The organism is Paraburkholderia sp. FW306-02-B (assembly GCF_058782725.1).
The window spans coordinates 2716464-2741304 of the sequence record NZ_JBYSXZ010000001.1; the positions used below are offsets into that span (position 1 = coordinate 2716464).

A 24841-nucleotide genomic window follows, 5' to 3' on the forward strand; every position below is an offset into this window, starting at 1 on the left:
GCGCGGCGCGGCGCAGCCGGACGGGCCATTATCGACGCGAATGTGAGATATTTCAACGTAGAGACAAGATGCGCTCGCCCACATAAAAATGACTTTTTTATTGATCACATGTGTTTTTTCGGCGGCGCGTGCGTCTATGATGGAGACAGATGTGCTGGGAAGCGAAAGCGCGCGGCGAGGCGGTTCGGCATGATTCGTGCGGGAGGCGGTGTGACGGCGCAGTCGTCGAATCACCGTGAATCCGGCCTTGTCGTATGCTATAAAAGATCGACGTGCGGCGCGCGAAGCCGGGAGTGGTCGCATGAGGACGCTGCGTTTCTTGCAATTCTTTTTCAGGCGAATTTTTATGTCCTTCCCGAAAAAGCGTAGACGCGCGAAGGTGGACGGCGATGAGTCGTTCCTCGCGGTGCTGCGGCATTTCAAACCGTTCGGCCAGCTCGACACCAAGATTGCGCGCGCTCGCGCGCAGGACGAACCGGTGCTCTATGCGCACGTACTGCCAGGGCTCGATGTCCTTTTGTGCAGCGTGCGAGGGGCGCAGCCGCCTTATCCGGCGCCGGCTGAGTTGCGGCGGCGTTGTATTGAGTCCATTACCAATGCGTTGGAACAGCCGCTCGATGGGCTGGAGAATGGCGGGTATTGGTACGAGGCCGATGGGTTTGGGTTTTTGGTCTTTGCCAGCCGGGCCAGGGGGAAGATCCTGACGGAGTTTGGCGCCACCCGGGTTGGTGGCGCCCGCCGGGGGGTTCGGCGGCAGGATGCCGCTGGGGATGCCGCTCCGCGGTCTTTGAGGTAAGGTTTTTTGCCCTTCAGGCGGATTTTGTTCTGTCTGCCTGGGGTGGTGGCTTTCCTCGCTTTCTCTGCCTACTCGGCGCTTTCTGTCTGTGTGCCTGCGGCGTTGGCCTTTCCTTGATTTCTTGGTGGTCTATTAGCGTCGCCCCTGTGCGGGGCAGGCACTTACTTTCTTTGCCGCCGCAAAGAAAGTAAGCAAAGAAAGCGGCTTTACACCGCTAATGCCAAGCGGGTCCCCTGGCTTGGAGGAGGCAGTGGAGCATCTGGAATCCGTGCCCTCGCACATTCGGCGCTGGTGACAAGGCCGTCATTTTTCCGGCGGCGCTGCGCGCGCCGCAGCGGTACTTCATCAAACCGCCCGCCATTTTTGGCACGCTACGCTACTTCATCGAACCGCCCGCCATGTCTGGCGCCCCGCTGTAGTTCATAAAACTGCTAGTTTTCTCTAGCGTACTGGCGGCACTTTCAAACCGTAAGCCATTCGGCGCCTCGCCGAGGCGAAACCGATGGCCCCACCAAACCAAAAACGAAGCCACTGGTTTGCCCGGCGGACCGTTCCGGTAAGCACGCAGTGCGAGGCGGGAAGGATAACTGCCTTGTCACAAGTGCGGAATGCGCGAGAACACAGATTCCAGATGCTCCACTGCCTCCTCCAAGCCAGGGGACCCGCTTAAGATCTAGCGGTGTAAAGCCGCTTTCTTTTGCCTACTTTTCTTTGCGGCAGGCAAAGAAAAGTAGGTGCTCCCCCGCACAGGGGGGACGCTAATAAACCAATAACAAATCAAGGAAAGGCCAACGCCGCAGGCAAACAGACAACGAGCGCCGCGAAATGCAAAAAAAACGTTCACCACGAAGGCAAACAAAAAAATCAACTCCCTTTATATTCAGCCGCATTAGCCGGCGCCCCAACAGCCGGCCTCTTACCACTCACAGCAGGCGAAGAATCAGACTTATTACCCGCCACACCGTCCAATGAAATAGCAGCCTTAGGCAGCTGCTTCTGCCCCGGCGGCGGCGCAGTCGGCGCCTGCCTCACCTGCGACAGCAACTGATTACAAGCCAACGGCTTACTATTGCTAGGCGCGAGCAATGGAATCAACGCTGCAAACGGATTGATCAACCCAAGCCCAATAACAGCACCGCCCCGCAATGCCAACGCGGCAGCATCGACCCCGACATGGGGATCCTTGAAAGTTCCCTTCACATACAACGGCGAGCGCAGCGAAAACACCCGGAAACCCTTGGTATGCGGATGCACGCCCAGGCCCATCGATTCGTCGCGCAAATTCACGTTGCCGTCGATGTCGATCACCGCATCGTCCGTATCGAGCGCGAAAACGCGCGCATTAAGCACGCCGTTGGTCGCGACAAAATCGGCCGCGGCGCAGTTGATCTTCACGTCGCGATCGCCAAACAGTTTTTCGTAGACGACGTTCGCCACGTTCAGGCCGGCCGCCTCCATCAACAGGCGGCTCACGGTACCGTCGGTAACCAGCGCCTTCACCTCGCCGTTCGAAGTCGCAGCCAACGCCGCCGGCGAATTGCCGGTCGCGCTCAGCGCCGCGTCGCCGTTGATCTCGCCAAGCGCGTTTTGCATAGTCTTGACGTTCGGGAACAGTTGCTTGAGCTTCAGATGGCGCGCCGACGTGGAGAAGCGTCCCTTGAGCGGCGCCGTGCTGCCGTCCAGATGAATGTCGGATGCCAGCGTGCCGCCAGCCACGCCGAAACTCAATGGCTCCAGCGAAAGCACGCCGTCGGTCAGGACGACGTGCGTGTACAGATCGGTGATCGGCAGGCTTGCGTCCTTAACGATGCGGCGGCCGGTGAACTTCACGTCGGCGTCGATCGCCTTCCAACGGTCGGTGCGAAATTCTTCGACCGGCAACGCCTTGTTGCTCGGCTGTCGCGTCGTGTCGCCGCGCCTGGCCTTGCTCACGTTCGAGTCCGCGCCGATCACCGGCGCCAGATCGGCGAATTGCAACAGGTGCGACACCAGTTCACCGTCCAGCAGCGGACGCGGCTCGCGTGCCGTATAGGTCAGCGAACCATTCAGATCGCTGCCGCCTACCCGGCCCGTAAAATTTTCATACCTGAAGACGCTGCCGCCGGCCTTGAACTGACCGACAAGACGGCCGTCAGTCGCATATGGCGGCGTGTCCGGCAAGGTCACGCCGGTCAGCGAATAGAGCCGCGCCATGCTGTTGCCTTGCAGCCAGAGGCGCAGGTCGACCGCGGCAAGATGTGCCGGATCGGTAATCGTGCCAACCAGTCCGACATGCAGATCGCCGGCCTTGACATCGGCCTGCACCGGGAATGGCCGGTTCGCATCCTGCAACGCCAGCACACCGCCGACCTTGCCGCTGCCCGACAGCGGCGTCCTGTTGTAGGTGCCCTTAATGATCCAGCCAATCGCATACGGCGCAATCGCCGGCTCGGCGCGGCCCGCCGTGCTCGTCCCCCCAGCGGTCGATGCCGATGCGGCCGCTGCACCACTCGCGCCTTCGCTTGCCGCTTTGCCTGGCTCCTTTGAACCGCCGGCGACCAGCGCACCCGAGGCGCCTGCGCCCGCCATCGCAGCCGAAGCATTAACGTCCGTCGACGCAGCGCCGGAAGCTGCCGCCGCCGAAGCCGCTGCTGCCTCGGACGCCGCCGCGGCGCTCGCCTGCGCGGCTAGCTTGCTCGCGCCCGCCTTACCGACCACCTCCGCCGACGCGTTGCGCGACGCCTCTTCCTGCTGTTTCATCGCCTCGCCGAGCGGAATCGGCTGGCCGAGCGTATCGATGACGGCCTGCATCTCGATCCTCTTCTGCTGGTCCGACAGCGCGACATTGCCCTTCGCAAACGCGATGTCGTGCAGATCGAGCTTCCATTCCGAAGGCCCGGTCGAAGCAGGTAAATTGAAGGTCCAGTTATTGCGTCCGTCGAGCAGGCGCTCGAGGCCGACCGAAGGATTCACCAGGTTGATCGCGGGAATCACGATGTCGTGCGCGAGCAGCGGCAGTACCTCGACCTCGAAGTCGATCTCGTCGAGCGTCGCGAAGTGCGGCTGTTTGCTCCACACGGGATTGCCCACCGTGATGTTGGCTGCCGAGAAGCGCGGCCAGGGCACCCAGCCATGCCAACCGGTCTCGCCCGCCGGCTGACGCCACCCTACTTTCAGATCGCCGGTGATCGCGAACGGCCGGCCGATCGCCTGCGTCACTTTGTCGTTGACCCACGGTCGAGCCCGGTTCCAGTCAAAGGTCAGAATAAAAATCGCCAGCGCAGCAATCAGAACGACGATGATCCCCAGCAGCCATGCGATGATTTTTCCGATCCGTCTTCCAATTGTGCTCGACACTGCCATTCAGGGCTCCGCGGTTTCTTCGTTGTATATCTGACAGCACGTATCGTGCCAGATAGTTGTCGTTTTATCATGCCGCACAGCTCAAGTGCACGTTGCGTGCGATGTGAATGTCGCGGCGACGTCACGGCCACGCCCGAGAAAATGCAAAACCCCACAACGTCTCCGCTCATGAACGATGTTCCTTTAGTCCTTGCCGACGGCATCGCCCGGCGCGCTGCGCTGCGCGGGCAAAGCCTCCTGCAGCCGACCCATTTCGCCTTGCAGGCGGGCGACCGGGTCGCGGTCACCGGGCCGTCGGGGTCAGGCAAAAGCGTGTTTCTGCGCGCACTGGCCCTGCTCGATCCGCTCGATGCAGGACGCATCATGTGGCGCGGCGCGCCGGTCGAGCGCGCCGCGATTCCCCGTTACCGGCGCAACGTCGCGTATATCCGGCAGCGGCCCGCGCTCCTCGACGGCAGCGTCGAAGACAATCTGCGCTATCCGTTTGAGCTGCGAACCTATCGCGATGTCCGCTTCGACCGGGCGCGTGCGGCAAGCCTCGCCGCTCAGGCCGGGCGCGGCGGCGATTTCCTCGACAAGCGCGCGAGCGAACTCTCCGGCGGCGAGGCGCAGATCACCGCGCTAATCCGCGTCTTGCAACTGGCGCCCGAAGTCCTGCTGCTCGACGAGCCGACCGCATCGCTCGACCCGGAATCGTCGCGTGCGATCGAGGGCCTGGTGCACGCGTGGTTCGATGCCGATCCAGGCGGGCACGCATCGGTGTGGGTGTCGCACGATCCGGCGCAGGCCGTGCGCATGAGCGAGCGGCATCTGACGATGCGCGCGGGTGTGCTCGACGAATCAGCCGTGACGCAGGCTCATCAGGAGCTCGACCAATGACATTGCAAAACCTGAGCCTCTGGGACGTGGCGATTGCTGCGTTACTGATTGTCGTGAACGGCGTGGTCTCGGTGGCCCTCAAGCTGGATCTCGAACGCACGCTGGCGTGGGCGGCAGCGCGCACCGTGCTGCAGTTGCTGGCGATCGGCTATGTGCTCGGCTGGGTGTTCCGCTATGACCACTGGTTCGTGGTACTGCCGTTGATGATCGTGATGACGCTGATCGCCGGCTTCGCGGGCGCGCAGCGCGGCAACCGCACCTATGCCGGGCAACGTGTGGACAGCGTGCTGTCGATCTGGGTCAGTTCGTGGCTGGTGGCGGCGCTCGGACTCTTCGTCGTGATTCGCATTCATCCATGGTACGAGCCGCAATATGCGATCCCGATCCTCGGCATGATCCTCGGCAATACGTTGACCGGCGTGTCGCTCGGCATCGAACGGATGACCGAGGAGTTGACCGCGCGGCGCGACCGCGTCGACATGGCGCTCGCACTCGGCGCGACGCGTTGGGAAGCGGCGCAGGCGCCGGCGCGGCAGGCAGTGCGCGCGGGCATGATGCCGACGCTGAATCAGATGGCGGTGGTCGGCGTGGTGAGTTTGCCCGGGATGATGACCGGCCAGGTGCTGGCCGGTCAGTCGCCGTTGCAGGCGGTGCGCTATCAGATCGTGATCATGTTTCTGATCGCGGCATCGTCGGCTTTGGGGACGGTGGGCGCGGTGCTGCTGACCTACCGGCGGCTCTTCTCGGCCGAGCATCGGTTTCTGGCCGCGCGGCTGGTGGAGCGGCCGGCGGCGCAGCGTTGACTACCCTCCCCGCGCACCACTCAACGCTTCGCCGATACCGCCACCTGGGTGCCATCGGTGAGCGTCAGCGTCTTCGTGCTGCCGTTGGTCGGCATCGTAAAGCGCAGAATCTGGCTGATGCTCACGTCGTTCGGACACTTGAGCGTTTTGCCGGCGTTCGTCACCGTCTTGACGCCGTGCGGCGTCTGCGCCTGGAAGCTCAGTTGCACGGTCGCGGTGCCGTCACCGGCGACCACGGGCGCAAAGCGGATCTGCGTCTGACGAATCATTGCGCCGTTGGTATCGACCGGCAGCGATGCGTAATTCGGACAGGTGTCAGCCGCGGGGACCGGCCCACCCGGCGGCACGGTCTTCCACGTGAAGTCATCCGATTCGCCGGAGCGGATCGTGCGCGTTTCCTGTGAATTGCCGAACTGTTTCGACGTGACGCGGACGGTATAGCGGATCGGACCATCGGTGGCGGCCTGCGACGTGACCGTGATCGGCGTGGCCGCGCGGGCTACCGGCACGAGCGCGCCGGGCGCCAATGCGCAGGCGAGAGAAACAACAAGCGAAACGGCGGAAAGTCTGAAGCTCATACTGTCACCTCGTTGTTGTGCCGCTGCGCGCTCGCTTAAGCGCTACTGCCTGACTCGAGCCTGATGGCGACTGGCCGGGCGAACCACGAGACACGCAACTGTTTTAGCATGATGCCCTACCAGTCTAACGCCAAGCGGCCATGCGCGCGCTTCATACGAATCGGGTGTTAACCCGCTTACGGCGACGCGTTTTCCGCGTGTGCGATTCGCCCTTACGCAATGCCACGACCTCGCATTGAGTCCTCTCCGAAAGACACATGGCCGGCGACGCATTTGCGAGGCCGGCCATGCTCCGTCATCGGACTACGCGCGGCTTAGAAACCCGTCAGCACCAGCTTGCCGATCGCACGCCCCTGTTCGAGCAGTTGGTGCGCGCGGCGCAGGTTTTCGGCGTTGATCTTGCCGAGATCCTGACCGACCGTCGTGCGCAACGTGCCCGCATCGACCAGACGCGCTACTTCGGTCAGCAGCTTATGCTGCTCGATCATGTCGGGCGTGCCGAACATCGAACGCGTAAACATGAACTCCCAATGGAACGCGGCGCTTTTCGCCTTCAACAGTTCGACAGGGACCGGCTTGCTGTTTTCGACGATCGTGCAAATGCCGCCCTGTGGTTTGACAACTTCGGCCGCCGCCGGGAAGTGCCTGTCGGTGTCGTTGAACACCAGCACGTAATCGACCTGGTCGATGCCGATCTTCTTCAACTGCGCAGGCATATCGCCGAAGTGATCGATGATGTGATCCGCGCCCAACTCCGTCGCCCACTTCGCCGATTCGGGACGCGAGGCGGTCGCGATCACGTTCAGCTTCGCGAGTTGCCTGGCCAGCTGGATGCCGATCGAGCCGACCCCGCCCGCACCGCCGATGATCAGCACCGTGCGGCCCTCGTCCGCGCCTTGCGGCGATACGCCAAGGCGATCGAACAGCGCTTCCCATGCGGTGATCGCGGTCAATGGCAAAGCGGCCGCGTGGCTGAAATCGAGCGACGCCGGCTTGCGCCCGACGATGCGCTCGTCGACCAGATGGAACTCGCTATTGGCGCCCGGCCGTGTGATGCTGCCGGCGTAAAACACCGGATCGCCGACCTTGAAGAGCGTGACGTCCGGCCCAACCGCCGCCACTGTTCCGGCAGCGTCCCAGCCGAGTATGCGCGGCTCTTTCTCGACGGTGTCTTTCGGGGCGCGCACTTTGGTGTCGACCGGATTGACCGAGATCGCTTCGACCTTCACCAGCAGGTCACGGCCGGTGGCTTCGGGTTTCTGGATTTCGACATCGATCAACGCTTCGGCTTGATCGATCGGCAAATAACGATAGAGACCGACTGCTTTCATCACAACTCCTGTTCTTTCGGATGGGGTTGAAAGACTGGCGACCTTGGCGGGTGGCGTCTGGTGCTCCTCACTGCCGACGCCGCCTCCGATCGCCTTGATGTCATCGTAAGCCGGTTCTTATTCTTATAAAACCGCCATAATGACTGAAACATCTTTTTGAAATTCAGAAGAATGAATCACCCTGCCCATTCCGCGCCACCCAAGCCCCGAGACCGGGAGCGCCTCGATCTGCTCGACGTCGCGTTGTTCGTCCGGGCGGCCTTGCTGGCCAATCTGTCGGCGGCCGGCCGCGAATTCGGCTTGTCGGCGGCGGTGGCGAGCTCGCGGATCGCGCAGCTGGAAAAGCTGCTCGGCGCGCGCCTGCTGCACCGGACCACGCGCCGCATCAGTCTCACCCTGGACGGCGAAGTGTTCATGACGCGCGCCCAGACGCTGCTCGATGCGGCCGCCGCCGCGCGCGCCTCCGTCGGTCGTGCCCAGGCCCAACCGCAGGGCCGCTTGCGGGTGTCGATGCCGTCGTCGTTCGGGCGGCAGCACGTGTCACCGGTGATCGGTGAATTTTTGCGCCGCTATCCCGGCGTGAGCGTCGATTTGCGGCTGACCGATCAAGTCGTCGATCTGGTCGATGCGGGCATCGACGTGGCGATCCGGGTCGGCGTGTTGAAGGATTCGTCGCTGGTGGCGCGGCGTCTCGCGGCAAACCGCCGCGTGATCTGCGCGGCGCCCGCCTATCTCGCCGCGCGCGGCACGCCGCATCATCCTTCGGACCTGATACAGCACGAATGCATGATCCTCTCGGACCAGCGCGACTGGGCATTCGTGACGCCCGCCGGTCCGCTCGATGTGCGTGTGAGCGGGCGCCTCGTCACCGACAACGGCGAAGTGATTCGCGATGCGCTCCTGGCCGGTTTCGGCATCGCGCTCAAATCGACATGGGACGTTGCGCCGTATCTGCGCAGCGGCGAACTGGTCAGCGTGCTCGACACCTATCCGCTCGCGGAGAAGGTCGCAATCTGGGCGGTCTATCCGAGTCGCGCGTTCGTGCCGCCCAAGACGTTGGCGTTCATCGAGTTCCTTGCCGCGCATTTCGGCGATCCGCCGTATTGGGACGCAGAGCCCGACTGAGGCGCAGTAGATCGCGGCGCGAACACGGGATCGTGCGCCGCTGGCTCGACCAATGCGCTTCAGCGTCGAGCACGGTCCGCCGGTTCGAGCTCAACCGGCACCGCGGCGAAGCCACGAAACCGCACGCGCCCGCCGCGCGTCGGCGCGCCGTCGAGACGATACGCCGGAAAACGCTGCACAAAACGCCCGATCGCGATCCGCGCCTCGAGTCGCGCGAGCGACAGCCCCGCGCATTGATGAATGCCGAAGCCAAACGCCAGATGCCGGTTCGGATCCCGGCGGATGTCGAAGCGATCCGGTTCGGCGAACTGCTCCGGGTCGCGATTGGCCGCGCCGATGCCCAGCGTGACGGGCGTGCCGCGCCCGACCGCGACACCGCCGATCTCCGTATCGACGGTAGCCATCCGGTTGCCGAGTTGATTCGAACTCTCGAACCGCAGACATTCTTCGACCGCCGTGTCGATCAGCGACGGTTCGCGCAGCAACGCCGCGCGTTGCTCCGGCCAGTCAGTCAGCGTGACGATGCCGTTGCCGATCAGATTGGTGGTCGTCTCATGACCGGCATTCAGAATGAAGATGCAGTTTTGCAGCAACTCCACTTCCGACAATTGCTCGCCGTCCCCTTCGCCCTGGATCAGTCGCGTCAGCACGTCATGCTGCGGATCGCCGGGTTCGCGCCGGCGTCGCGCTACCAGATCCTGCAAATAGCCAACGAACTCGCTAACCGCGCGGTTGCCGCGTTCGAGCTGCGCGTCGCTCAGCGACGGCTCGAGCGCGCCGAGAATCGCCAGCGACCAGCCGCGCAACGGCTCGCGCTCCGCGTGCGGCACATCCAGCAGATTGCCGATGATCTCGACCGGAATCGCCGACGCGAATTCGCCGATCAGGTCGATCCGGCCGCGCCCGGCGGCGGCATCGAGCAAGCCGTCGACGAGGCGGACCAGGCCCGGCTCCATCGCCGCGATCGCGCGCGCCGTCAGCGCGCCGGCGATCAGTTTGCGCACCCGCGTATGCCGCGGCGGATCGTTGAAGACGAGACTGGTCGTGTGATGCGTGTAGAGCGGCGAATCGCCATACTTCGGCCTGAATTCGACAGTCTTGTCGGAACTGAAGGTTTTGGGGTCGCGGTAGACCGCCTGCACGTCGCGAAAACGCGTCAGAAAAAGCGATCCGTCCGGCATGCGCTTGATGGGCTCATGCATACGCAGCGCGTGGTAGACCGGGTACGGGTCGGTGTAGAAAGCCGGGCTCAGGTGGCGCAGATCGAAGTCGCGCGCAAGGGTGAACGCGTCGGTGGCGGTCGCCGGGGTCATCGGTTGTCTCCGTGGTGGTGCGCCTCGTGGCCGGTCCAATGCATGCGGTATGCCGTGCGCCGTCGGGTAGACGCAATCGGTTCGATGAGCGCAATGGATGCACGGGCGTCGTTCGATGCGCCAGTATGAACCGGGCGCCTGACGGTTGCACGCGGGCTGCATGACGCCGAACCGTTACAATAGCGGGATTTTCCGCGCGCGCCGCGCGCCCGTCCCTTCCTGCGTCACTGCGCCGTCAATGAACCTCGTCATCCAAAGCCCCGCGCCCCTGTCCGCCGACCATCATAAAACGCTCATTGCGCTGGCGCGCGGCTCGCGCGCCAGCGTCATCGACGCGAACGCGATTCGCATCGCCGACGCCGCCGTTTCGCAGCGCGCCGATCTCGAGGTCTATTGCGGCACCCATCAACTGGACTACGCGTTTGTCGAGGCAGGCCGCCAGTTGCGCGATTTCGGGCTGGTCGCGATGGACATGGATTCGACGCTGATCACGATCGAATGCATCGACGAAATCGCCGACTTCTGCGGGCTGAAGGCCGAAGTGGCCGCTATCACCGAAGCGTCGATGCGCGGCGAAATCAAGGACTTCAATGAAAGCCTGACACGCCGCGTGGCGCTGCTCAAAGGACTCGACGCCAGCGCGCTCGAACGCGTTTATGAAGAGCGGCTGCAGCTCTCGCCGGGCGCGGAACGGATGCTGGCCGGCGCGAAGGCTGCGGGTTTGAAAACGCTGCTGGTGTCGGGCGGATTTACGTTCTTTACCGAAAAACTGAAGGTTCGGCTTGGTCTGGATTTCACGCGCGCCAACACGCTCGAAATCGTGGACGGGAAGTTAACTGGCAAGGTGAGCGGCGAGATCGTCAACGCTGACGTGAAGGCACGCACGCTGCGCGAAACGTGCGCCCAACTGGGCATCGAACCGGCCTACGCGATTGCAATGGGCGATGGTTCGAACGATCTGAAGATGATGGCCGCAGCAGGCCTATCCGTCGCGTTCCGTGCGAAACCCGTGGTGCGCGAAGCCGCTAGCGTGGCCTTCAACCATGTTGGGCTGGATGGGTTGTTGCGGTTGTTTTAATGCGTTGGCGATGCACCGGCCGGCAGAACGTGCCAGCCGGCGGTGCAGCAACCGTTAGTCAGGATGCACACCATCGCAGCGTCGAGATCCGGTGTCGACCATTCGATCGAATAGTTAGGCCTACTGGTTATATTGACAAAAGAAAAGCCCATCGGAACCGCGTCCCGATGGGCTAGCATGACAGATTGCCGAATCGCTCAGGCGTTCAGCCCAGCGCCGCGAGGCTGTGTTCGATATCCGCGCGCAGATCGGCCTCCTCTTCCAGGCCGATATAAAACCGGACCAGCGTGCCGCGGTGCGGCCACTGCGCTGCGGTGCGCATCGACGCGACGTCGTACGGCATCGCGAGACTGTGCGCGCCGCCCCAACTCCAGCCGAGCGAAAACAGTTCCAGCGACTCGCAGAACGTATCGATTTGCGCCGCGCTGTAACGTCCATCGAACACGACGGAAAACAGACCGCCCGCGCCCGTGAAGTCGCGCTTGAAGAATTCATGCCCCGGACAATCGGGCAGCGCCGGGTGCAATACCGCGGCGATTTCCGGCCGCGTCTTCAGCCATTTGGCAAGGCCGAGCGCCGCGCGGTCGTGTTGTTCGAAGCGCAGTTGCATGGTCGGCAGGCTGCGCAGAATCAGCGAACAGTCGTCCGAGGACACGCCGATGCCCATGCGCATGCGTGCAGCCTTCAGCTTCAGATGCAACTCGCGGTCGACGGTAATGGTCGCGCCCATCAGCACGTCTCCGCCGCCCGATTGGTACTTGGTCAGCGCCTGCACCGAGATATCGACGCCGTGGTCGAACGGCCGGAACCCGAGCCCAGCCGACCACGTATTGTCGATGGCCGTGACGACGTTGCGCGCTCGCGCCGCGGCCGTGATAGCGGGTACGTCGGCCACTTCCATCGTGACCGAGCCGGGTGCTTCCAGCCAGATCAAACGCGTATTCGGCTGGATCAGATCGGCGATGCCCGCGCCGATCATCGGATCGTAGTAACGCACCGTGATGCCGAAATCGCGTGCCAGCCAGTCGCCATGATCGCGGTTCGGCGAGTAGACGTTATCGGGAATCAACACGTCGTCGCCGGCCTTGACGAGGCCGAAGTACACGTTCGAAATCGACGACAGCCCCGACGGTTGCAACAACGCGTGATTGCCGCCTTCGATGGTGGCGAGCCGCTGCGCCAGCGCGAGCGAAGTCGGCGTGGCGTGCAGGCCGTAGCGCCATTGCGCGTCGTTTTTCCAGTCGAGCGCGCGCATCGTCGCGAGATCGGGGAACACGACCGTCGAAGCTCGCATGACCGGCATCGAAAACGACTCGAAGCCCGGCGTGAGCTGATCCTCGGCGCGCACGATGCGGGTTTGCAGACCGCGTTTGAGTTTGGATTGGGTCATGGTGAATGTAGGTAAGAACCGGACGGAAACGAATCGCGCGCAAATCGCGCGCGGATCTGCCACGCGCCGCACACGCAAGAGTAGACGAGCCGGCGGGATTTCGCTTGCTAACAGTGCGCGAGCCGCCAGGCCCGCGCGGCAATCAATTTCACTCGCCGGTTTGCAGGTTGCTGACCCCGCCGACCGCGTGACCACCACCTGCCGCCGCCGAGGCCGGTGCAGCGGCGGCAGCGCCTGCGGATGGCTGCGGCGCCTGCGCGGCCTTACTCGCAGCGCCAGCAACCGTAGCAGCCGGCACCGCCTGCCCCGCTGCCAGCGGCTTCAGATCGAACGCCAGCGGACTGGAATCGTCGACGTTCATCCGTTCGCCCGTGACCGACCCATCGGCGGCGAACTTGCCGACCCAGTTCCCGGTGATATGCGTGCCGTCGTTCGACTCCTCGACTTCGAGCACATCGCCGTCGCGGTCGCCGGCGATCAGGATCACTTCGCCGGTATCGGTGTACTGATACTCGCCGTGCACGCCGGCCGGATCGTCGGTTTTCGCGCCGAGCCGTAGCACAATCTGACGCGAGCCCAGCATACCGGCGTAGCGCGAGAACTTCGCGAATTCGGGGCTCGGCTTGAGCGGCAACTGAATCGGCGGCGGGGCCGCCAATTCCTTCACCGCGTCGCTTTCCGCCCATGCCTGCACCGGCATCAACGCCGCCGCGCCGGCACCCAGCAATGCGGCGATGCTCACTACGCCCCGAAGGAAGTCCCCCTGGGGGACTGACCAACCGGCCCAACCACGCCGACGCACCGCACCCTTCGTCGCTTTCAATTCCCGCATCCGTTTCCTTCCTTGTTGCCTGATACCTGCTTGCCTGCCTGATACGAGTTCGCTGCCCGGCCTCAGATCCGTTCGAAGATCGCCGCAATGCCCTGGCCGCCGCCGATACACATCGTCACCAGCGCATACCGGCCGCCAACCCGCTGCAACTCATACAGCGCCTTGACGGTAATCAGCGCGCCGGTCGCGCCGATCGGGTGACCGAGCGAAATGCCCGAGCCATTCGGATTGACCTTCGCGGGATCGAGGCCGAGTTCCTTGCTGACCGCGCACGCCTGAGCGGCAAACGCTTCGTTCGCTTCGATCACGTCGAGATCGGCGACCGTCAGGCCGGCGCGCTCGAGCGCCTTGCGCGTCGCCGGCACCGGGCCGATGCCCATGTAGGCGGGATCGACGCCGGCATGCGCATACGAAACCAGCCGCGCCAGCGGCTTGATGCCGCGCTGTTCGGCGACGCGGCGCTCCATCAGCACGACCGCCGCGGCGGCGTCGTTGATGCCCGACGCGTTGCCGGCCGTCACCGTGCCGTTTTCCTTCGCGAACACCGGCTTGAGCTTCGAAAAATCTTCCGCCGTCGCATTCATGCGTGCGTGCTCGTCCGTATCGAACACGACGTCGCCCTTCTTCGACGGGATCGTGATCGGCAGGATCTGTTCCTTGAAAAAGCCGCTCGTGATCGCATTAGCCGCGCGACGATGCGATTCGAGCGCGAGCGCATCCTGCGCTTCACGCGAGATGTCGTATTTGCGCGCGACGTTCTCGGCGGTCACACCCATGTGGATCGACTGGAACGGGTCGTTCAGCGCACCCACCATCATGTCGACGAGACGCGCATCGCCCATGCGCTGACCGAAGCGCGCGGCGGGCATCGAATACGGCGCGCGGCTCATGTTTTCCGCGCCGCCGCCGATCGCGATATCGGCGTCGCCCAGCAGCACGCTTTGCGCGGCCGACACGATCGCCTGCAAACCCGAGCCGCACAGGCGGTTCACGGTCAACGCGGGCGCGTGTTGTGCGACGCCGCCGTTGATCGCGGCCACGCGCGCCAGATACATGTCTTTCGGTTCGGTATGGACGACGTTGCCGAACACCACATGGCCGACTTCGTCGCCCGACACGTTCGCACGCGCCAACGCTTCACGCACCACGCGGGCACCGAGATCGGTCGGCGGAAAATCCTTCAGGCTGCCGCCAAAGCCGCCGATTGCCGTACGCACACCGCTTACCACCACTACGTCCCGTTGCATCGCTCGCTCCTCTTTAGTCTCTCAAGATGATCTTGCCTTGGCGGGCCACGCGTCGCAGCGCGTCGTGATCAGCCCGCCAGGATGTGTTCGACCGTCGCCCGCGAAGGGATCGGCGCGACGGCGCCGTAACCTTGCGTCGACAGCGCGGCGGCGACGTTCGCATAACGGGCCGCCTCGAAGGGATCGTCGCCGGCCACGATGCGCGCGATGAACGCGCCGCCGAAGCAGTCGCCCGCGCCGGTCGCATCGACCGCGTTGACGGCGTGGCCCGGCACGACGCGCCGCTCATTGGGCGTGGCGATGTACGAGCCTTCCTTGCCGAGCTTGAGCGCGACCACACGCGGACCGCGCGACAGCAGGAAATCGACGATCTCGTCGCGACCGGTCAGGCCGGTGAGTTCGGTCACGTCGTCCCAGCTCGGCAAACAGATGTCGGTCTGGCGGATCGCTTCGAGCATCACCGCGCGCGCCCGGCCGAGCGGCCACAACTTCAAGCGCAGGTTGGTATCGAAGCTCACGCGCACGCCGTTGGCACGCGCATGCTCGATCGCGGCAAGCGCCGCATCGCAGGCGCTCAAGCTGATTGCGAGGCTGATGCCGGACAGATGCACGACCTGGGCAGCGGCAATCGCATCGAGCGGCAGATCGTGCGGCGCGTAGCGGCTCGCGGCAGAGCCGGCGCGCAGATAGTCGAACGCGTGGCCGCCCGGACCGTGCGAGACGAAATACACGCCGGTCGATGCGCGCTCATCGACGCGCACGAGCGACGTATCGACCTGCTCGCGCTCCCACAGATCAATCAGCAAACGCCCGAAATGATCGCTGCCGACCGCCGAGACGAAACCAGTCTTCGCGCCCTGCCGCGCCGCCGCAATACAGAAGTTCGACGTATCGCCGCCGAAGCCTTGCAGGTAGGTCGGTTGATCCTTCGCCGACTGGTTGAATTCGATCATCGCCTCGCCAAGCGCGAGGATTTCCGGGGGCCGGCCTTCCGGGGGGCGGCCTTCCACCTTACTGGTCATGCTTACGGCCATCGCTTAAACCTCGCCCCACAGATCGTGGCCGTCGGCGCCGGTGATCTTCACCGACACGAAATCGCCAACTTTATAACGCTTTGACGCCTTGGTGGCGGGCGCGATATACACGACGCCGTCGATCTCCGGCGCGTCCGCCGCGGTGCGGCCGACGCCGCCGTCGGCGTTGATCTCGTCGACCAGCACCTTCAACGTCTTACCGACCTTCTTCGCGATGCGCTTAGCCGACACTTCTTCGGCCACTTCCATGAAACGCGCCCGGCGTTCCTCACGCACTTCGTCGGGTAACGCGCCGTCCAGTTCATTGGCCGTGGCGCCTTCGACCGGCGAGTATGCAAAGCAGCCGACCCGATCCAGTTCCGCCTCGCGGATGAAATCGAGCAGCGTCTGGAACTGCTCTTCGGTCTCGCCCGGGAAACCGGCGATGAAGGTGCTGCGAATCGTCAGATCGGGGCACATTTCGCGCCACGCCTTCACGCGCTCCATCACCTTCTCGGCGTTGGCCGGACGCTTCATGCGCTTCAGCACTTCCGGATGGGCATGCTGGAACGGCACGTCGAGATACGGCAGGACATGGCCCTTGTACGGACCTTCGGCCATCATCGGAATCACTTCGTCGACGCGCGGATACGGATACACGTAATGCAAACGCACCCACGCGCCATATTGCGCGGCCAGCTCGCCTAGCGCGCCGACCAGATCGGTCATGCGCGTCCTGACCGGCTTGCCGTTCCAGAAACCCGTACGGTATTTGACGTCGACGCCGTAAGCGCTGGTGTCCTGCGAAATGACCAGCAACTCCTTCACGCCCGACTTGAACAGGTTCTCCGCTTCGAGCATCACTTCAGCGACCGGACGCGACACGAGGTCGCCGCGCATCGACGGGATGATGCAGAACGTGCAGCGGTGGTTGCAGCCTTCGGAAATTTTCAGGTACGCGTAGTGGCGCGGCGTGAGCTTCACACCCGCGGCCGGCACCAGATCGACGAACGGATCGTGCGGCTTCGGCAGATGGTTGTGCACCGCCTGCATCACTTCACCGACCGCGTGCGGGCCGGTCACGGCCAGCACCTTCGGATGCACTTCTTCGATCAGCCCCGTGCCGCTCGCGCTCTTCTTCGCGCCGAGACAGCCGGTGACGATCACCTTGCCGTTTTCGTGGAGCGCTTCGCCGATCGCGTCGAGGCTTTCCTGCACGGCTTCGTCGATGAAGCCGCAGGTGTTGACGACCACGAGGTCCGCGCCGTCATACGTGCCGGAGATCTCATAGCCCTCGGCACGCAACTGCGTGATGATCTGCTCGGAGTCGACAAGCGCTTTAGGGCAGCCGAGGCTGACGAAACCGATCTTCGGAACGGAAGGCGTCGGCACGGCGGGGGTAGAGGTCTGCGACATAGGGTGGGTCCGGCGTATAGCGGTGACGATGGCGACAAATGGGGACCGTGCGGCAGGAACTACGGGGTTAAAGGGTCACAAAACCCCTACCCCGGCAAAACGCCCCGCGCACGCAGCCCGTGATTGTACCGCGCCCACGGTCCTCCGCTTGCGCCCTCGCCGCCAACGCTGCTTGCGCCGTTACTTCTTCTCCGGCTCCGGATTGCTTTGCGGATTTTCAGACGGATTTGCCGGCGCATTGGTCGCATTCACCGGGCCGCCCGGCGTAAACGGGAAGGTGCTGAACATGGACTTCGCCTGGTTCTGCATCTGCTCCTGCATCTGCACGAACATGTTCTTCGACTGCTCGATGTAACTGGTCATCATGCCCTGCATCATCGGCGCCTGCATGTTCATGAATTGCGACCAGACTTCAGGATTCATCGCTTTGCCTTCGTACAGGTTCTTCGACTGGTCGGCGAGTTTCGCCTGAATGTCGATGAACGCCTGGATGTTCTTTTCCAGATACGTGCCCATCATGCCCTGCATCGCATGACCGTAGAAACGGATGATCTGCGACAGCATCGACGACGAGAACATCGGCAAGCCGCCACTCTCCTCTTCGAGAATGATCTGTAACAGGATGGCGCGCGTCAGGTCCTCGTTGCTCTTCGCATCGATGACCTTGAAATCCTCCTGATCCAGCACGAGCTGTTTGACGTCCGTCAGCGTGATGTACGTGCTTGTCTCGGTGTCGTAGAGCCGACGATTCGGATATTTCTTGATCAGTCGTTCGGCTGTTTTCTTTGTAGTAGTGGTCATGTAACGCCTTTGAGCGCGAGTTGAACGCGGAAACGGCGCCCTGTCGATTGCGCAATCGGGTTATTGCGCAATCGAGACGCCGCCGGAACCATCTGAGCTAAAGCACGCCGCCTTGTGAGCGGCGCGCTCGTGACTCAGCCCATATGCAAACCGCCATTCAGCGAAAAATCAGCGCCCGTGGAGAAACCCGATTCGTCCGACGCGAGCCATGCAACGATCGAGCCGATTTCGTCCGGCTGGCCGAGACGGCGCACCGGAATCGTTGCGACAATCTTCTCCAGCACGTCCGGGCGGATCGACTTGACCATATCGGTGCCGATGTAGCCCGGCGACACGGTGTTCACCGTCACGCCCTTGGTGGCCACTTCCTGCGCCAGCGACATCGTGAAGCCGTGAATCCCGGCTTTCGCGGTCGAGTAGTTGGTCTGGCCGAACTGGCCTTTCTGCCCGTTCACCGACGAAATGTTGATAACCCGGCCAAAACCACGCTCGACCATGCCGTCGATCACCTGCTTGGTGACGTTGAAGAGGCTAGTCAGGTTGGTGTCGATCACCGCCGTCCAGTCTTCGTGCGTCATCTTGCGGAACACGACGTCGCGCGTGATGCCGGCATTGTTCACCAGCACGTCGATTTCGCCGACTTCGGCCTTGACCTTGTCGAATGCGGCTTTGGTCGACTCCCAGTCGCCGACGTTGCCTTCGGACGCGATGAAGTCGAAGCCCAGCGCCTTCTGCTCTTCAAGCCACTTCACGCGGCGCGGCGAGTTCGGGCCGCAGCCTGCGACCACCTTGAAGCCTTCTTTGTGCAGCCGCTGGCAAATACTCGTGCCGATGCCGCCCATCCCGCCCGTTACGTACGCAATTCGCTGTGTCATAAACTAGACTCCGTTGTCGTTTTCGAGGCGCCGACCGGCTGCCCCATTCCTCGCCTTGTGCTTCATCTCCGCTGCCGCCGGGCGACCGGCCGGCGAGGCCACTGCTCACCGCGCGCCACCTGCTGTAACGAGGCGCGCGGCAACCATGCTTACCGCCTTAAGCGCGCTCGACCGCCAGCGCCACACCCATGCCGCCGCCGATACACAGCGACGCCAAACCCTTCTTCGCATCGCGTTTCTGCATTTCGTGCAGCAGCGTGACGAGAATCCGGCAACCGGACGCGCCGATCGGATGGCCGATCGCAATCGCGCCGCCGTTCACGTTGACCTTCGACGTGTCCCAGCCCATCTGCTTGTGCACGGCGAGCGCCTGCGCGGCAAACGCTTCGTTGATTTCCATCAGATCGAGATCGGCCGGAGTCCAGCCGGCGCGTTCCAGGCAACGGCGCGAAGCCGGCACCGGGCCCATGCCCATCACCTTCGGATCGACGCCTGCGTTGGCGTAGGCTTTGATGCGCGCGAGCGGCGTGAGGCCGAGCGCTTCGGCTTTCTTCGCCGACATCACGATCACTGCCGCCGCGCCGTCGTTCAGACCCGACGCATTCGCCGCCGTCACCGTGCCTTCCTTCGAGAACGCCGGCTTCAGGCCCGCAAGCGATTCGGCCGTCACGCCATGACGCACGAATTCATCCGTTGCGAAACGCAGCGGCTCGCCCTTGCGCTGCGGAATTTCGACCGGCACGATTTCGTCATTGAAGCGGCCCGACTTCTGCGCGGCTTCCGCCTTGTTCTGCGACAGCGCCGCGAACGCGTCCTGCTGCTCGCGCGTGATGCCGTATTCCTTGGCGACGTTTTCCGCCGTCACACCCATGTGGTACTGGTTGTACACATCCCACAGGCCGTCAACGATCATCGAGTCGATCAGCTTCGCATCGCCCATGCGGAAGCCGTCGCGCGAACCCGGCAGCACGTGCGGCGCTGCGCTCATGTTTTCCTGACCGCCGGCGATCACGATGTCGGCGTCGCCCGCGATGATCGCGTTGGCTGCCAGCATCACCGCCTTCAACCCCGAACCGCACACCTTGTTGATCGTCATGCCGGGTATGGACGAGGGCAGCCCTGCCTTGATCAGCGACTGACGCGCCGGGTTCTGACCGGAGCCGGCCGCCAACACCTGGCCCAGGATGACTTCGCTCACCTGCTCGGGCTTCAGACCGGCCCGCTCGAGCACGGCGCGAATCACCGTGGCGCCGAGATCGGGCGCGGCGATCTTCGCCAGCGACCCACCGAATTTACCTACTGCCGTACGGGCGGCCGATACGATCACAACATCAGTCATTTCCATATCCTCTGGGCACGTCGGCCAATTGCGCCGCAGCCCGTCAAGTTAAAAATCTCGTTGCCCTTGCGCTCTTGCTCACTCAGGCGCTCGTTCAGACCATCCAGCGAAGCGCGCCATGAAATTTCCGCGGTGAGATCTCCGCTGTGAAGTCTCACACCACACCACTACTCGCGCTGCCGCACATAACGCCCCGGCGCCGGCTCGATGACCGGGAATTCCGCCGAGCCAGGTTTGGCGCGCGGCTTCACTTTCTTGCCGCCGTACTGATCGAGCCAGTTGGTCCATTCGGGCCACCAGCTGCCGGGTACCTCGGCAGCCTGACCCAGCCACTCATCAGGGCTTTCAGGCAGCGTCCTGGCGTCGCCTTCCAGCACCCAGTAATTGCGCTTTTTCTTCGCCGGCGGATTGATCACGCCCGCGATATGGCCCGACGCGCCGAGCACGAACTTCAGCGGCCCGCTCAGCAACGGCACTGACGCATACGCGGTTTGCCACGGCACGATATGGTCTTCACGCGAACCGTAGATGAAGGTCGGCACGTCGATCTTCGACAGGTCGATCGGCTCGCCGCACGTGGTCAACGCACCCGGCTCGCGCAGGCGATTCTCGAGATACGTATTGCGCAGATACCAGACGTACATCGGACCCGGCAGACTGGTCGAATCGCTGTTCCAGTACAGCAGATCGAACGGCACCGGCGTGCGTCCCTTGAGGTAGTTGTCGACGACGTAGTTCCACACCAGATCGTTCGGCCGCAGGAAAGAGAACGTGTTGGCGAACTCGATGCCGCGCATCAGCCCCGGCGCGCCGCCATTCTTGCCGCCGATGGTCTGCTCGCGCATCTGCACATGCGCTTCGTCGACGAAGATGTCGAGTACGCCCGTGTCCGAGAAGTCGAGCATCGCGGTGAGCAAGGTCATCGACGCAGCCGGATGTTCGCCGCGCCCGGCCGCCACCGCCAGCGCCGTAGCCAGCATCGTACCGCCCACACAAAAACCGAGCGTGTTGATCTGCTCGCGGCCGCTGATCCGGCACACCGTATCGATCGCAGTGAGCACGCCCTCGCCGATGTAGTCGTCCCACGTTTTATGCGCAATGGATGCATCCGCGTTGCGCCACGAAATCAGGAACACCTGATGACCCGAATCGAGTCCGTGCGCGACCAGCGAGTTTTCCGGCTGCAGATCGAGAATGTAGAACTTGTTGATGCAAGGCGGCACGATCAACAGCGGCCGTTCGCGCACGGTCGCCGTACGCGGCTTGTACTGGATCAACTGGATCAGGTCGTTTTCGAATACCACCGAGCCTTCGGTGTTCGCGAGATTCTCGCCGACCACAAAACGCGATTCGTCGGTCTGCGAAATTTTGCCGCGCTGCAAGTCGCTGAGCAGGTTCATCACGCCCTGCCGCAAGCTCTCGCCCTGGCTATCGAGCAGGGTTTTTTGCGCTTCGGGATTCAAGGCGAAGAAGTTGCTCGGCGACGCCGCCGCGGTCCATTGCTGCACCGCGAAACGAATGCGTTCGCGCACCTTCGGTTCGGTTTCGAGCGCGTCGACCATTTCCTGCAGATAGCGTGCGTTCAACAGATACCATGCGGCGGTGAACGCGTAAGCCGGCGTCGAGCTCCACGCGTCGGAACTGAAGCGGCGGTCTTTGAGTTCGGGGATCTTCGTGGTCGAGGCGGCTGCCTGCTGGATCAGCGCCATCGCCTCGCGGGAATAATCGGCTTGCAGCTTTTGCAGACGCTCCGATGGAATCGCCGCGCTTGGGACATTGAGCCCGGCGAATGACGGCAGCGGCGGCATCGACGACATAGATGCGGCCGCCTTGCTGAAGTCCGGCATGCCGGGAAACGATGGCATTTGCGGTATCTGCGCCGGCATTTGCGGCATTGAGAAAGGCGCGCCATTGCCGCCGGGCGGTGTGCCGAGCGAACGCCATGCGTTCATCCAGGCGTCGAATAACTGCTGCATGCCGGCGGCTGAAGGTGCGCCGCTCGTTCCGGCCTGCTGCGTATGCTCCGTCGAGGAGTCCGTGCGAGGGGAAGCTGAGGAATGTGATGCTGCCATACCTGCTTTTGACCGATAAGTCCTTGCGGACGGGTTGAGAGGCAGGTTTTGCGCACGTGGGCGATTGCTCGCAACCTCGTCACGCCCTGTCCCTTGTACGAGGAGCTGGGAGGAACATTCTTGCTCCCCATCGCAAGGCATGTCAATGCTTGTTCCTGATTTTGCCGCAGTGCGATATTTTTTTAATTATCGTTTTCCCTGTGTAGCAGATCGCGCTTTGGCACACGCTTCGAAAAACAGATTCGCCAAGGAAAAAGCTCCCATACGGCATGGGCTTATGTGCGTTTATCCGTTCGTGCGCCAATGCTTTTCCCGGCAGATTTACGCATGTCCGACGAATTCCGGCAACGCAGCAAAAAAGCCTGCTGCGTCTCCGAACAAACCCTCATACGCGTCCCCGTAGGCATGCGCTGCGTTCGCTAACGCACACGTGGCTGCACGGAAGACTGCCACGCGCCTGCCACGCTGCGCGCTCGCTAGTCCGCGATCGTCTGCGCCTGATCGTCCAGCCAGATCAGCGCGGCCATGCGGCCTGTTTCGCGATCGCGGCGATAGGAATAGAAACGCTCACGTTGCGTGACCGTACAAAGGTCGCCGCCGACAATCCGGGTTACGCCGAGCCGCTGCAAACGCAAGCGCGCGAGCGCCGCGAGATTGGCCAGATACTTGCCTGCGTTTTGCGGATGCGGAACGAACGCATCGGCAGTGGCGTCGCGTTGTGCACCGTCAACACCGTTCATGAAGGCGTCACGCACGTCTGCGCCGACCTCGAAAGCATCGGGTCCAATCGCCGGACCGAGGTAGGCATAGAGCGAAGCTGCCTCGACGCCCGCGAGATCAGCGACGCGCTGCGCCGTCTGTTCGACGATGCCTGCCGCGAGGCCTCGCCACCCCGCATGAGCCGCGCCGACCGCGCGGCCCGCTTCATCGCACAACAACACCGGCATGCAATCGGCAACCATCACGACGCATACCGTGCCGGGCCGATCGGTAACGCTGGCATCGGCCCGCGTCGGCGCGCCGCTCGCGCGAGCTTGCGCGAGTACATCTTCTGCTCGCACGATACCGGCACCGTGAATCTGCTCGAGCCAGGCGGCCTCGCTGACACCCGCCAACGCCAGAAGACGCGCGCGGTTGGTTGCGACCGCGGCTGGATCGTCGCCGGCCTTCATGCCGAGGTTCAAACCGCCGGGCTGATCCACGCCGTCGACCCAACGGCCGAACGGCGTCTGGCTCACGCCCCCGTTGCGCGTCGTGACGAGCGCGCGCACGCGCGGCGATACATTCCATGCGGGTTGCACGACATCGGCAAACGTCAGCTCGGGCAAGCTCATGCGTGGTCGTCCTCGTCGTGTTCATCGGTTTCGCCGTCGTGGCCGGGTGCGTCGTCTTCTTCAGCGTCTTCGTCGAGCGGCGCGACGTAGTCTTCGTCCTCATAGTACGTCTCGTCGAATTCGCCGGCGTCGTCGCGCCCCAAGCCGAGCGCAGCCGACAGCACCGCCATGTCTTCCGGCACATCCGCGCGCCACTGCATCGTCCGGCCGGTTTGCGGATGAATCAGGCCGAGGCGCCACGCATGCAGCGCCTGGCGCGCGAAGCCGTCGGGCAGCGGCGTGACCGAGCGCTTGCCGCGCGCGCGCCCATACACCGGGTCGCCGAGCAGCGGATGGCCGATGTGCGCGCAATGCACACGAATCTGATGGGTGCGGCCGGTTTCCAGGTCGCAATGAATCGCGGTGACCGGCTGACGCTGCCAGATCGCCGTATCGACGCGCCGGAAATGCGTGCGCGCGGGCTTGCCCGATGCGCTCGTGACCACCGCCATACGCGTGCGTTCGCGCGGGTCGCGGCCGATCGGCGCGTCGATCGTGCCCTCTTCAGGCATGTTGCCCCACACCAGCGCGAGATAACGGCGCTTGACCGTGCGCGCCTGCAGTTGACGCACCAGATCGGTCTGCGCCTCGAGCGTACGCGCGACCACCATCAAGCCGGAGGTTTCCTTGTCGAGCCGGTGCACGATGCCCGCGCGCGGCAGGCCTGCGGCGGCGTCGCCGTAGCGGTACAGCAGGCCGTTCAGCACAGTGCCGCTCCAGTTGCCGGCGGCCGGATGCACGACCATGCCGGCCGGCTTGTTGATGACCACCAGCGTGTCGTCCTCATAGACGATCTCGAGCGGCACCGGCTCCGGCGTGAACGCGAGCTGTTCAGGCAGCAGATCGGGCACGAGCTCGATGGTCGCGCCGAGCGGCACCGGCTGGCGAATCTTCGCCGGCTTGCCGTCGATGCGCACGCGCTCGGCCTCGATCCAGCTTTGCAGCCGGTTGCGCGAGAACTCGGGAAACACTCGGGCGAGCACCTTGTCGAGACGTTCGCCGGCCAGTTCGTCGGGCACGGTGACGCTGCGCGGCGATTCGTCCGCCACGCGGCTGGCCACGGTCGGCACCAAGCCTGGCGCGCCGGCGGCGGCGAGCGCGTCGCCGCCGAGATCGTCGTCGAGCGAATCGACGTCCAACGCGTCGGAGGGGTCAGCGCTTACGCTATAATCTTTGTTGCTATTCCCGGCGCCGGTAGCGGTACCTGGAGTATTTGAGCGGGTCATTGAGTCTGGGTC

General features: G+C 63.5%; 20 protein-coding genes. 5 read left to right on the forward strand and 15 right to left on the reverse strand.

The features are described 5' to 3' along the window. Window positions 1-301 precede the first annotated feature (301 nt). Window positions 302-796, forward strand: a complete 495-nt coding sequence (locus AC3WOG_RS11985) for a hypothetical protein (protein WP_028196609.1) — start codon at window positions 302-304, stop codon at window positions 794-796. 864 nt (window positions 797-1660) lie between these two features. Here the strand turns inward: AC3WOG_RS11985 and AC3WOG_RS11990 are convergent. Beyond that, entirely contained in the window at window positions 1661-4138 is a 2478-nt protein-coding gene (locus AC3WOG_RS11990) for an AsmA family protein (protein ID WP_492578203.1), read from the reverse strand. Between the two features lie 168 nt (window positions 4139-4306). Between AC3WOG_RS11990 and AC3WOG_RS11995 the strand changes: the two genes are divergently transcribed. Together AC3WOG_RS11995 and AC3WOG_RS12000 are read left to right on the forward strand one after the other, a co-directional pair. Next, window positions 4307-5017 (forward strand): ABC transporter ATP-binding protein, encoded by a 711-nt coding sequence (locus AC3WOG_RS11995; RefSeq protein ID WP_492578204.1) that lies wholly within the window; start codon window positions 4307-4309, stop codon window positions 5015-5017. Beyond that, window positions 5014-5820 carry an ABC transporter permease gene (locus AC3WOG_RS12000; RefSeq protein ID WP_492578205.1) on the forward strand — a complete coding sequence of 269 codons (807 nt, stop codon included), beginning with the start codon at window positions 5014-5016 and terminating at the stop codon, window positions 5818-5820. Before AC3WOG_RS11995 ends, AC3WOG_RS12000 begins: the two co-directional genes overlap by 4 nt. A gap of 20 nt (window positions 5821-5840) precedes the next feature. Here AC3WOG_RS12000 and AC3WOG_RS12005 read toward each other — a convergent pair whose 3' ends face one another. Both AC3WOG_RS12005 and AC3WOG_RS12010 read right to left on the reverse strand, forming a co-directional pair. Next, on the reverse strand, window positions 5841-6398 hold the full coding sequence (locus AC3WOG_RS12005) for a DUF6013 family protein (protein ID WP_492578206.1): 558 nt from the start codon (window positions 6396-6398) through the stop codon (window positions 5841-5843). A gap of 314 nt (window positions 6399-6712) precedes the next feature. After that, window positions 6713-7729 (reverse strand): zinc-binding alcohol dehydrogenase family protein, encoded by a 1017-nt coding sequence (locus tag AC3WOG_RS12010; RefSeq protein WP_492578207.1) that lies wholly within the window; start codon window positions 7727-7729, stop codon window positions 6713-6715. A 171-nt stretch (window positions 7730-7900) separates the two neighbouring features. Here AC3WOG_RS12010 and AC3WOG_RS12015 point away from each other — a divergent pair, with 171 nt between their 5' ends. After that, window positions 7901-8854, forward strand: a complete 954-nt coding sequence (locus AC3WOG_RS12015; protein WP_492578208.1) for a LysR family transcriptional regulator — start codon at window positions 7901-7903, stop codon at window positions 8852-8854. A gap of 59 nt (window positions 8855-8913) precedes the next feature. Here the strand turns inward: AC3WOG_RS12015 and AC3WOG_RS12020 are convergent, their stop codons facing one another. Beyond that, complete coding sequence (locus tag AC3WOG_RS12020) at window positions 8914-10167, reverse strand: cytochrome P450 (protein WP_492578209.1); 1254 nt, start codon at window positions 10165-10167, stop codon at window positions 8914-8916. Between the two features lie 238 nt (window positions 10168-10405). Here AC3WOG_RS12020 and serB point away from each other — a divergent pair, with 238 nt between their 5' ends. After that, the gene (gene serB, locus AC3WOG_RS12025) at window positions 10406-11245 is read left to right on the forward strand and encodes a phosphoserine phosphatase SerB (RefSeq protein WP_492578210.1); all 840 of its coding nucleotides are present in this window, start codon (window positions 10406-10408) and stop codon (window positions 11243-11245) included. A 205-nt stretch (window positions 11246-11450) separates the two neighbouring features. On the opposite strand, the gene AC3WOG_RS12030 is transcribed toward serB, so the two are convergent. From AC3WOG_RS12030 to AC3WOG_RS12080, 11 genes are all read right to left on the reverse strand, one after another. Further along, window positions 11451-12635 carry a cystathionine beta-lyase gene (locus AC3WOG_RS12030; RefSeq protein ID WP_492578211.1) on the reverse strand — a complete coding sequence of 395 codons (1185 nt, stop codon included), beginning with the start codon at window positions 12633-12635 and terminating at the stop codon, window positions 11451-11453. A 148-nt stretch (window positions 12636-12783) separates the two neighbouring features. Further along, window positions 12784-13467, reverse strand: coding sequence for a hypothetical protein (locus AC3WOG_RS12035; RefSeq protein ID WP_492578212.1), 684 nt, complete (start codon window positions 13465-13467; stop codon window positions 12784-12786). Between the two features lie 62 nt (window positions 13468-13529). Then, complete coding sequence (bktB, locus tag AC3WOG_RS12040; protein WP_492578213.1) at window positions 13530-14714, reverse strand: beta-ketothiolase BktB; 1185 nt, start codon at window positions 14712-14714, stop codon at window positions 13530-13532. A gap of 68 nt (window positions 14715-14782) precedes the next feature. After that, window positions 14783-15736 (reverse strand): sugar kinase, encoded by a 954-nt coding sequence (locus AC3WOG_RS12045; RefSeq protein WP_492578214.1) that lies wholly within the window; start codon window positions 15734-15736, stop codon window positions 14783-14785. Between the two features lie 15 nt (window positions 15737-15751). Next, window positions 15752-17143 (reverse strand): 30S ribosomal protein S12 methylthiotransferase RimO, encoded by a 1392-nt coding sequence (rimO, locus tag AC3WOG_RS12050; protein WP_492578216.1) that lies wholly within the window; start codon window positions 17141-17143, stop codon window positions 15752-15754. 180 nt (window positions 17144-17323) lie between these two features. Further along, a complete protein-coding gene (phaR, locus tag AC3WOG_RS12055) occupies window positions 17324-17944 on the reverse strand; it encodes a polyhydroxyalkanoate synthesis repressor PhaR (protein ID WP_492578217.1) in 621 nt (206 codons plus the stop codon). A gap of 134 nt (window positions 17945-18078) precedes the next feature. Next, entirely contained in the window at window positions 18079-18819 is a 741-nt protein-coding gene (locus AC3WOG_RS12060; RefSeq protein ID WP_341312261.1) for a 3-ketoacyl-ACP reductase, read from the reverse strand. Window positions 18820-18976: 157 nt separating this feature from the next. Continuing rightward, a complete protein-coding gene (locus AC3WOG_RS12065; RefSeq protein WP_492578218.1) occupies window positions 18977-20158 on the reverse strand; it encodes an acetyl-CoA C-acetyltransferase in 1182 nt (393 codons plus the stop codon). Between the two features lie 167 nt (window positions 20159-20325). Continuing rightward, a complete protein-coding gene (gene phaC / locus AC3WOG_RS12070; RefSeq protein ID WP_492578219.1) occupies window positions 20326-22134 on the reverse strand; it encodes a class I poly(R)-hydroxyalkanoic acid synthase in 1809 nt (602 codons plus the stop codon). Window positions 22135-22706: 572 nt separating this feature from the next. Further along, window positions 22707-23564 (reverse strand): peptidoglycan editing factor PgeF, encoded by an 858-nt coding sequence (pgeF, locus tag AC3WOG_RS12075; protein ID WP_492578220.1) that lies wholly within the window; start codon window positions 23562-23564, stop codon window positions 22707-22709. After that, a complete protein-coding gene (locus AC3WOG_RS12080) occupies window positions 23561-24829 on the reverse strand; it encodes an RluA family pseudouridine synthase (protein ID WP_492578221.1) in 1269 nt (422 codons plus the stop codon). Before AC3WOG_RS12080 ends, pgeF begins: the two co-directional genes overlap by 4 nt. Window positions 24830-24841: the final 12 nt, after the last annotated feature.

Excerpts from the sequence above, each read along its gene's own strand:
- AC3WOG_RS11985 (WP_028196609.1), top strand. The coding sequence starts at position 302 with ATGAGGACGCTGCGTTTCTTGCAATTCTTTTTCAGGCGAATTTTTATG.
- AC3WOG_RS11990 (WP_492578203.1), bottom strand. The coding sequence starts at position 4,138 with ATGGCAGTGTCGAGCACAATTGGAAGACGGATCGGAAAAATCATCGCA.
- AC3WOG_RS11995 (WP_492578204.1), top strand. The coding sequence starts at position 4,307 with ATGAACGATGTTCCTTTAGTCCTTGCCGACGGCATCGCCCGGCGCGCT.
- AC3WOG_RS12000 (WP_492578205.1), top strand. The coding sequence starts at position 5,014 with ATGACATTGCAAAACCTGAGCCTCTGGGACGTGGCGATTGCTGCGTTA.
- AC3WOG_RS12005 (WP_492578206.1), bottom strand. The coding sequence starts at position 6,398 with ATGAGCTTCAGACTTTCCGCCGTTTCGCTTGTTGTTTCTCTCGCCTGC.
- AC3WOG_RS12010 (WP_492578207.1), bottom strand. The coding sequence starts at position 7,729 with ATGAAAGCAGTCGGTCTCTATCGTTATTTGCCGATCGATCAAGCCGAA.
- AC3WOG_RS12015 (WP_492578208.1), top strand. The coding sequence starts at position 7,901 with ATGAATCACCCTGCCCATTCCGCGCCACCCAAGCCCCGAGACCGGGAG.
- AC3WOG_RS12020 (WP_492578209.1), bottom strand. The coding sequence starts at position 10,167 with ATGACCCCGGCGACCGCCACCGACGCGTTCACCCTTGCGCGCGACTTC.
- serB (WP_492578210.1), top strand. The coding sequence starts at position 10,406 with ATGAACCTCGTCATCCAAAGCCCCGCGCCCCTGTCCGCCGACCATCAT.
- AC3WOG_RS12030 (WP_492578211.1), bottom strand. The coding sequence starts at position 12,635 with ATGACCCAATCCAAACTCAAACGCGGTCTGCAAACCCGCATCGTGCGC.
- AC3WOG_RS12035 (WP_492578212.1), bottom strand. The coding sequence starts at position 13,467 with ATGCGGGAATTGAAAGCGACGAAGGGTGCGGTGCGTCGGCGTGGTTGG.
- bktB (WP_492578213.1), bottom strand. The coding sequence starts at position 14,714 with ATGCAACGGGACGTAGTGGTGGTAAGCGGTGTGCGTACGGCAATCGGC.
- AC3WOG_RS12045 (WP_492578214.1), bottom strand. The coding sequence starts at position 15,736 with ATGACCAGTAAGGTGGAAGGCCGCCCCCCGGAAGGCCGGCCCCCGGAA.
- rimO (WP_492578216.1), bottom strand. The coding sequence starts at position 17,143 with ATGTCGCAGACCTCTACCCCCGCCGTGCCGACGCCTTCCGTTCCGAAG.
- phaR (WP_492578217.1), bottom strand. The coding sequence starts at position 17,944 with ATGACCACTACTACAAAGAAAACAGCCGAACGACTGATCAAGAAATAT.
- AC3WOG_RS12060 (WP_341312261.1), bottom strand. The coding sequence starts at position 18,819 with ATGACACAGCGAATTGCGTACGTAACGGGCGGGATGGGCGGCATCGGC.
- AC3WOG_RS12065 (WP_492578218.1), bottom strand. The coding sequence starts at position 20,158 with ATGACTGATGTTGTGATCGTATCGGCCGCCCGTACGGCAGTAGGTAAA.
- phaC (WP_492578219.1), bottom strand. The coding sequence starts at position 22,134 with ATGCAGCAGTTATTCGACGCCTGGATGAACGCATGGCGTTCGCTCGGC.
- pgeF (WP_492578220.1), bottom strand. The coding sequence starts at position 23,564 with ATGAGCTTGCCCGAGCTGACGTTTGCCGATGTCGTGCAACCCGCATGG.
- AC3WOG_RS12080 (WP_492578221.1), bottom strand. The coding sequence starts at position 24,829 with ATGACCCGCTCAAATACTCCAGGTACCGCTACCGGCGCCGGGAATAGC.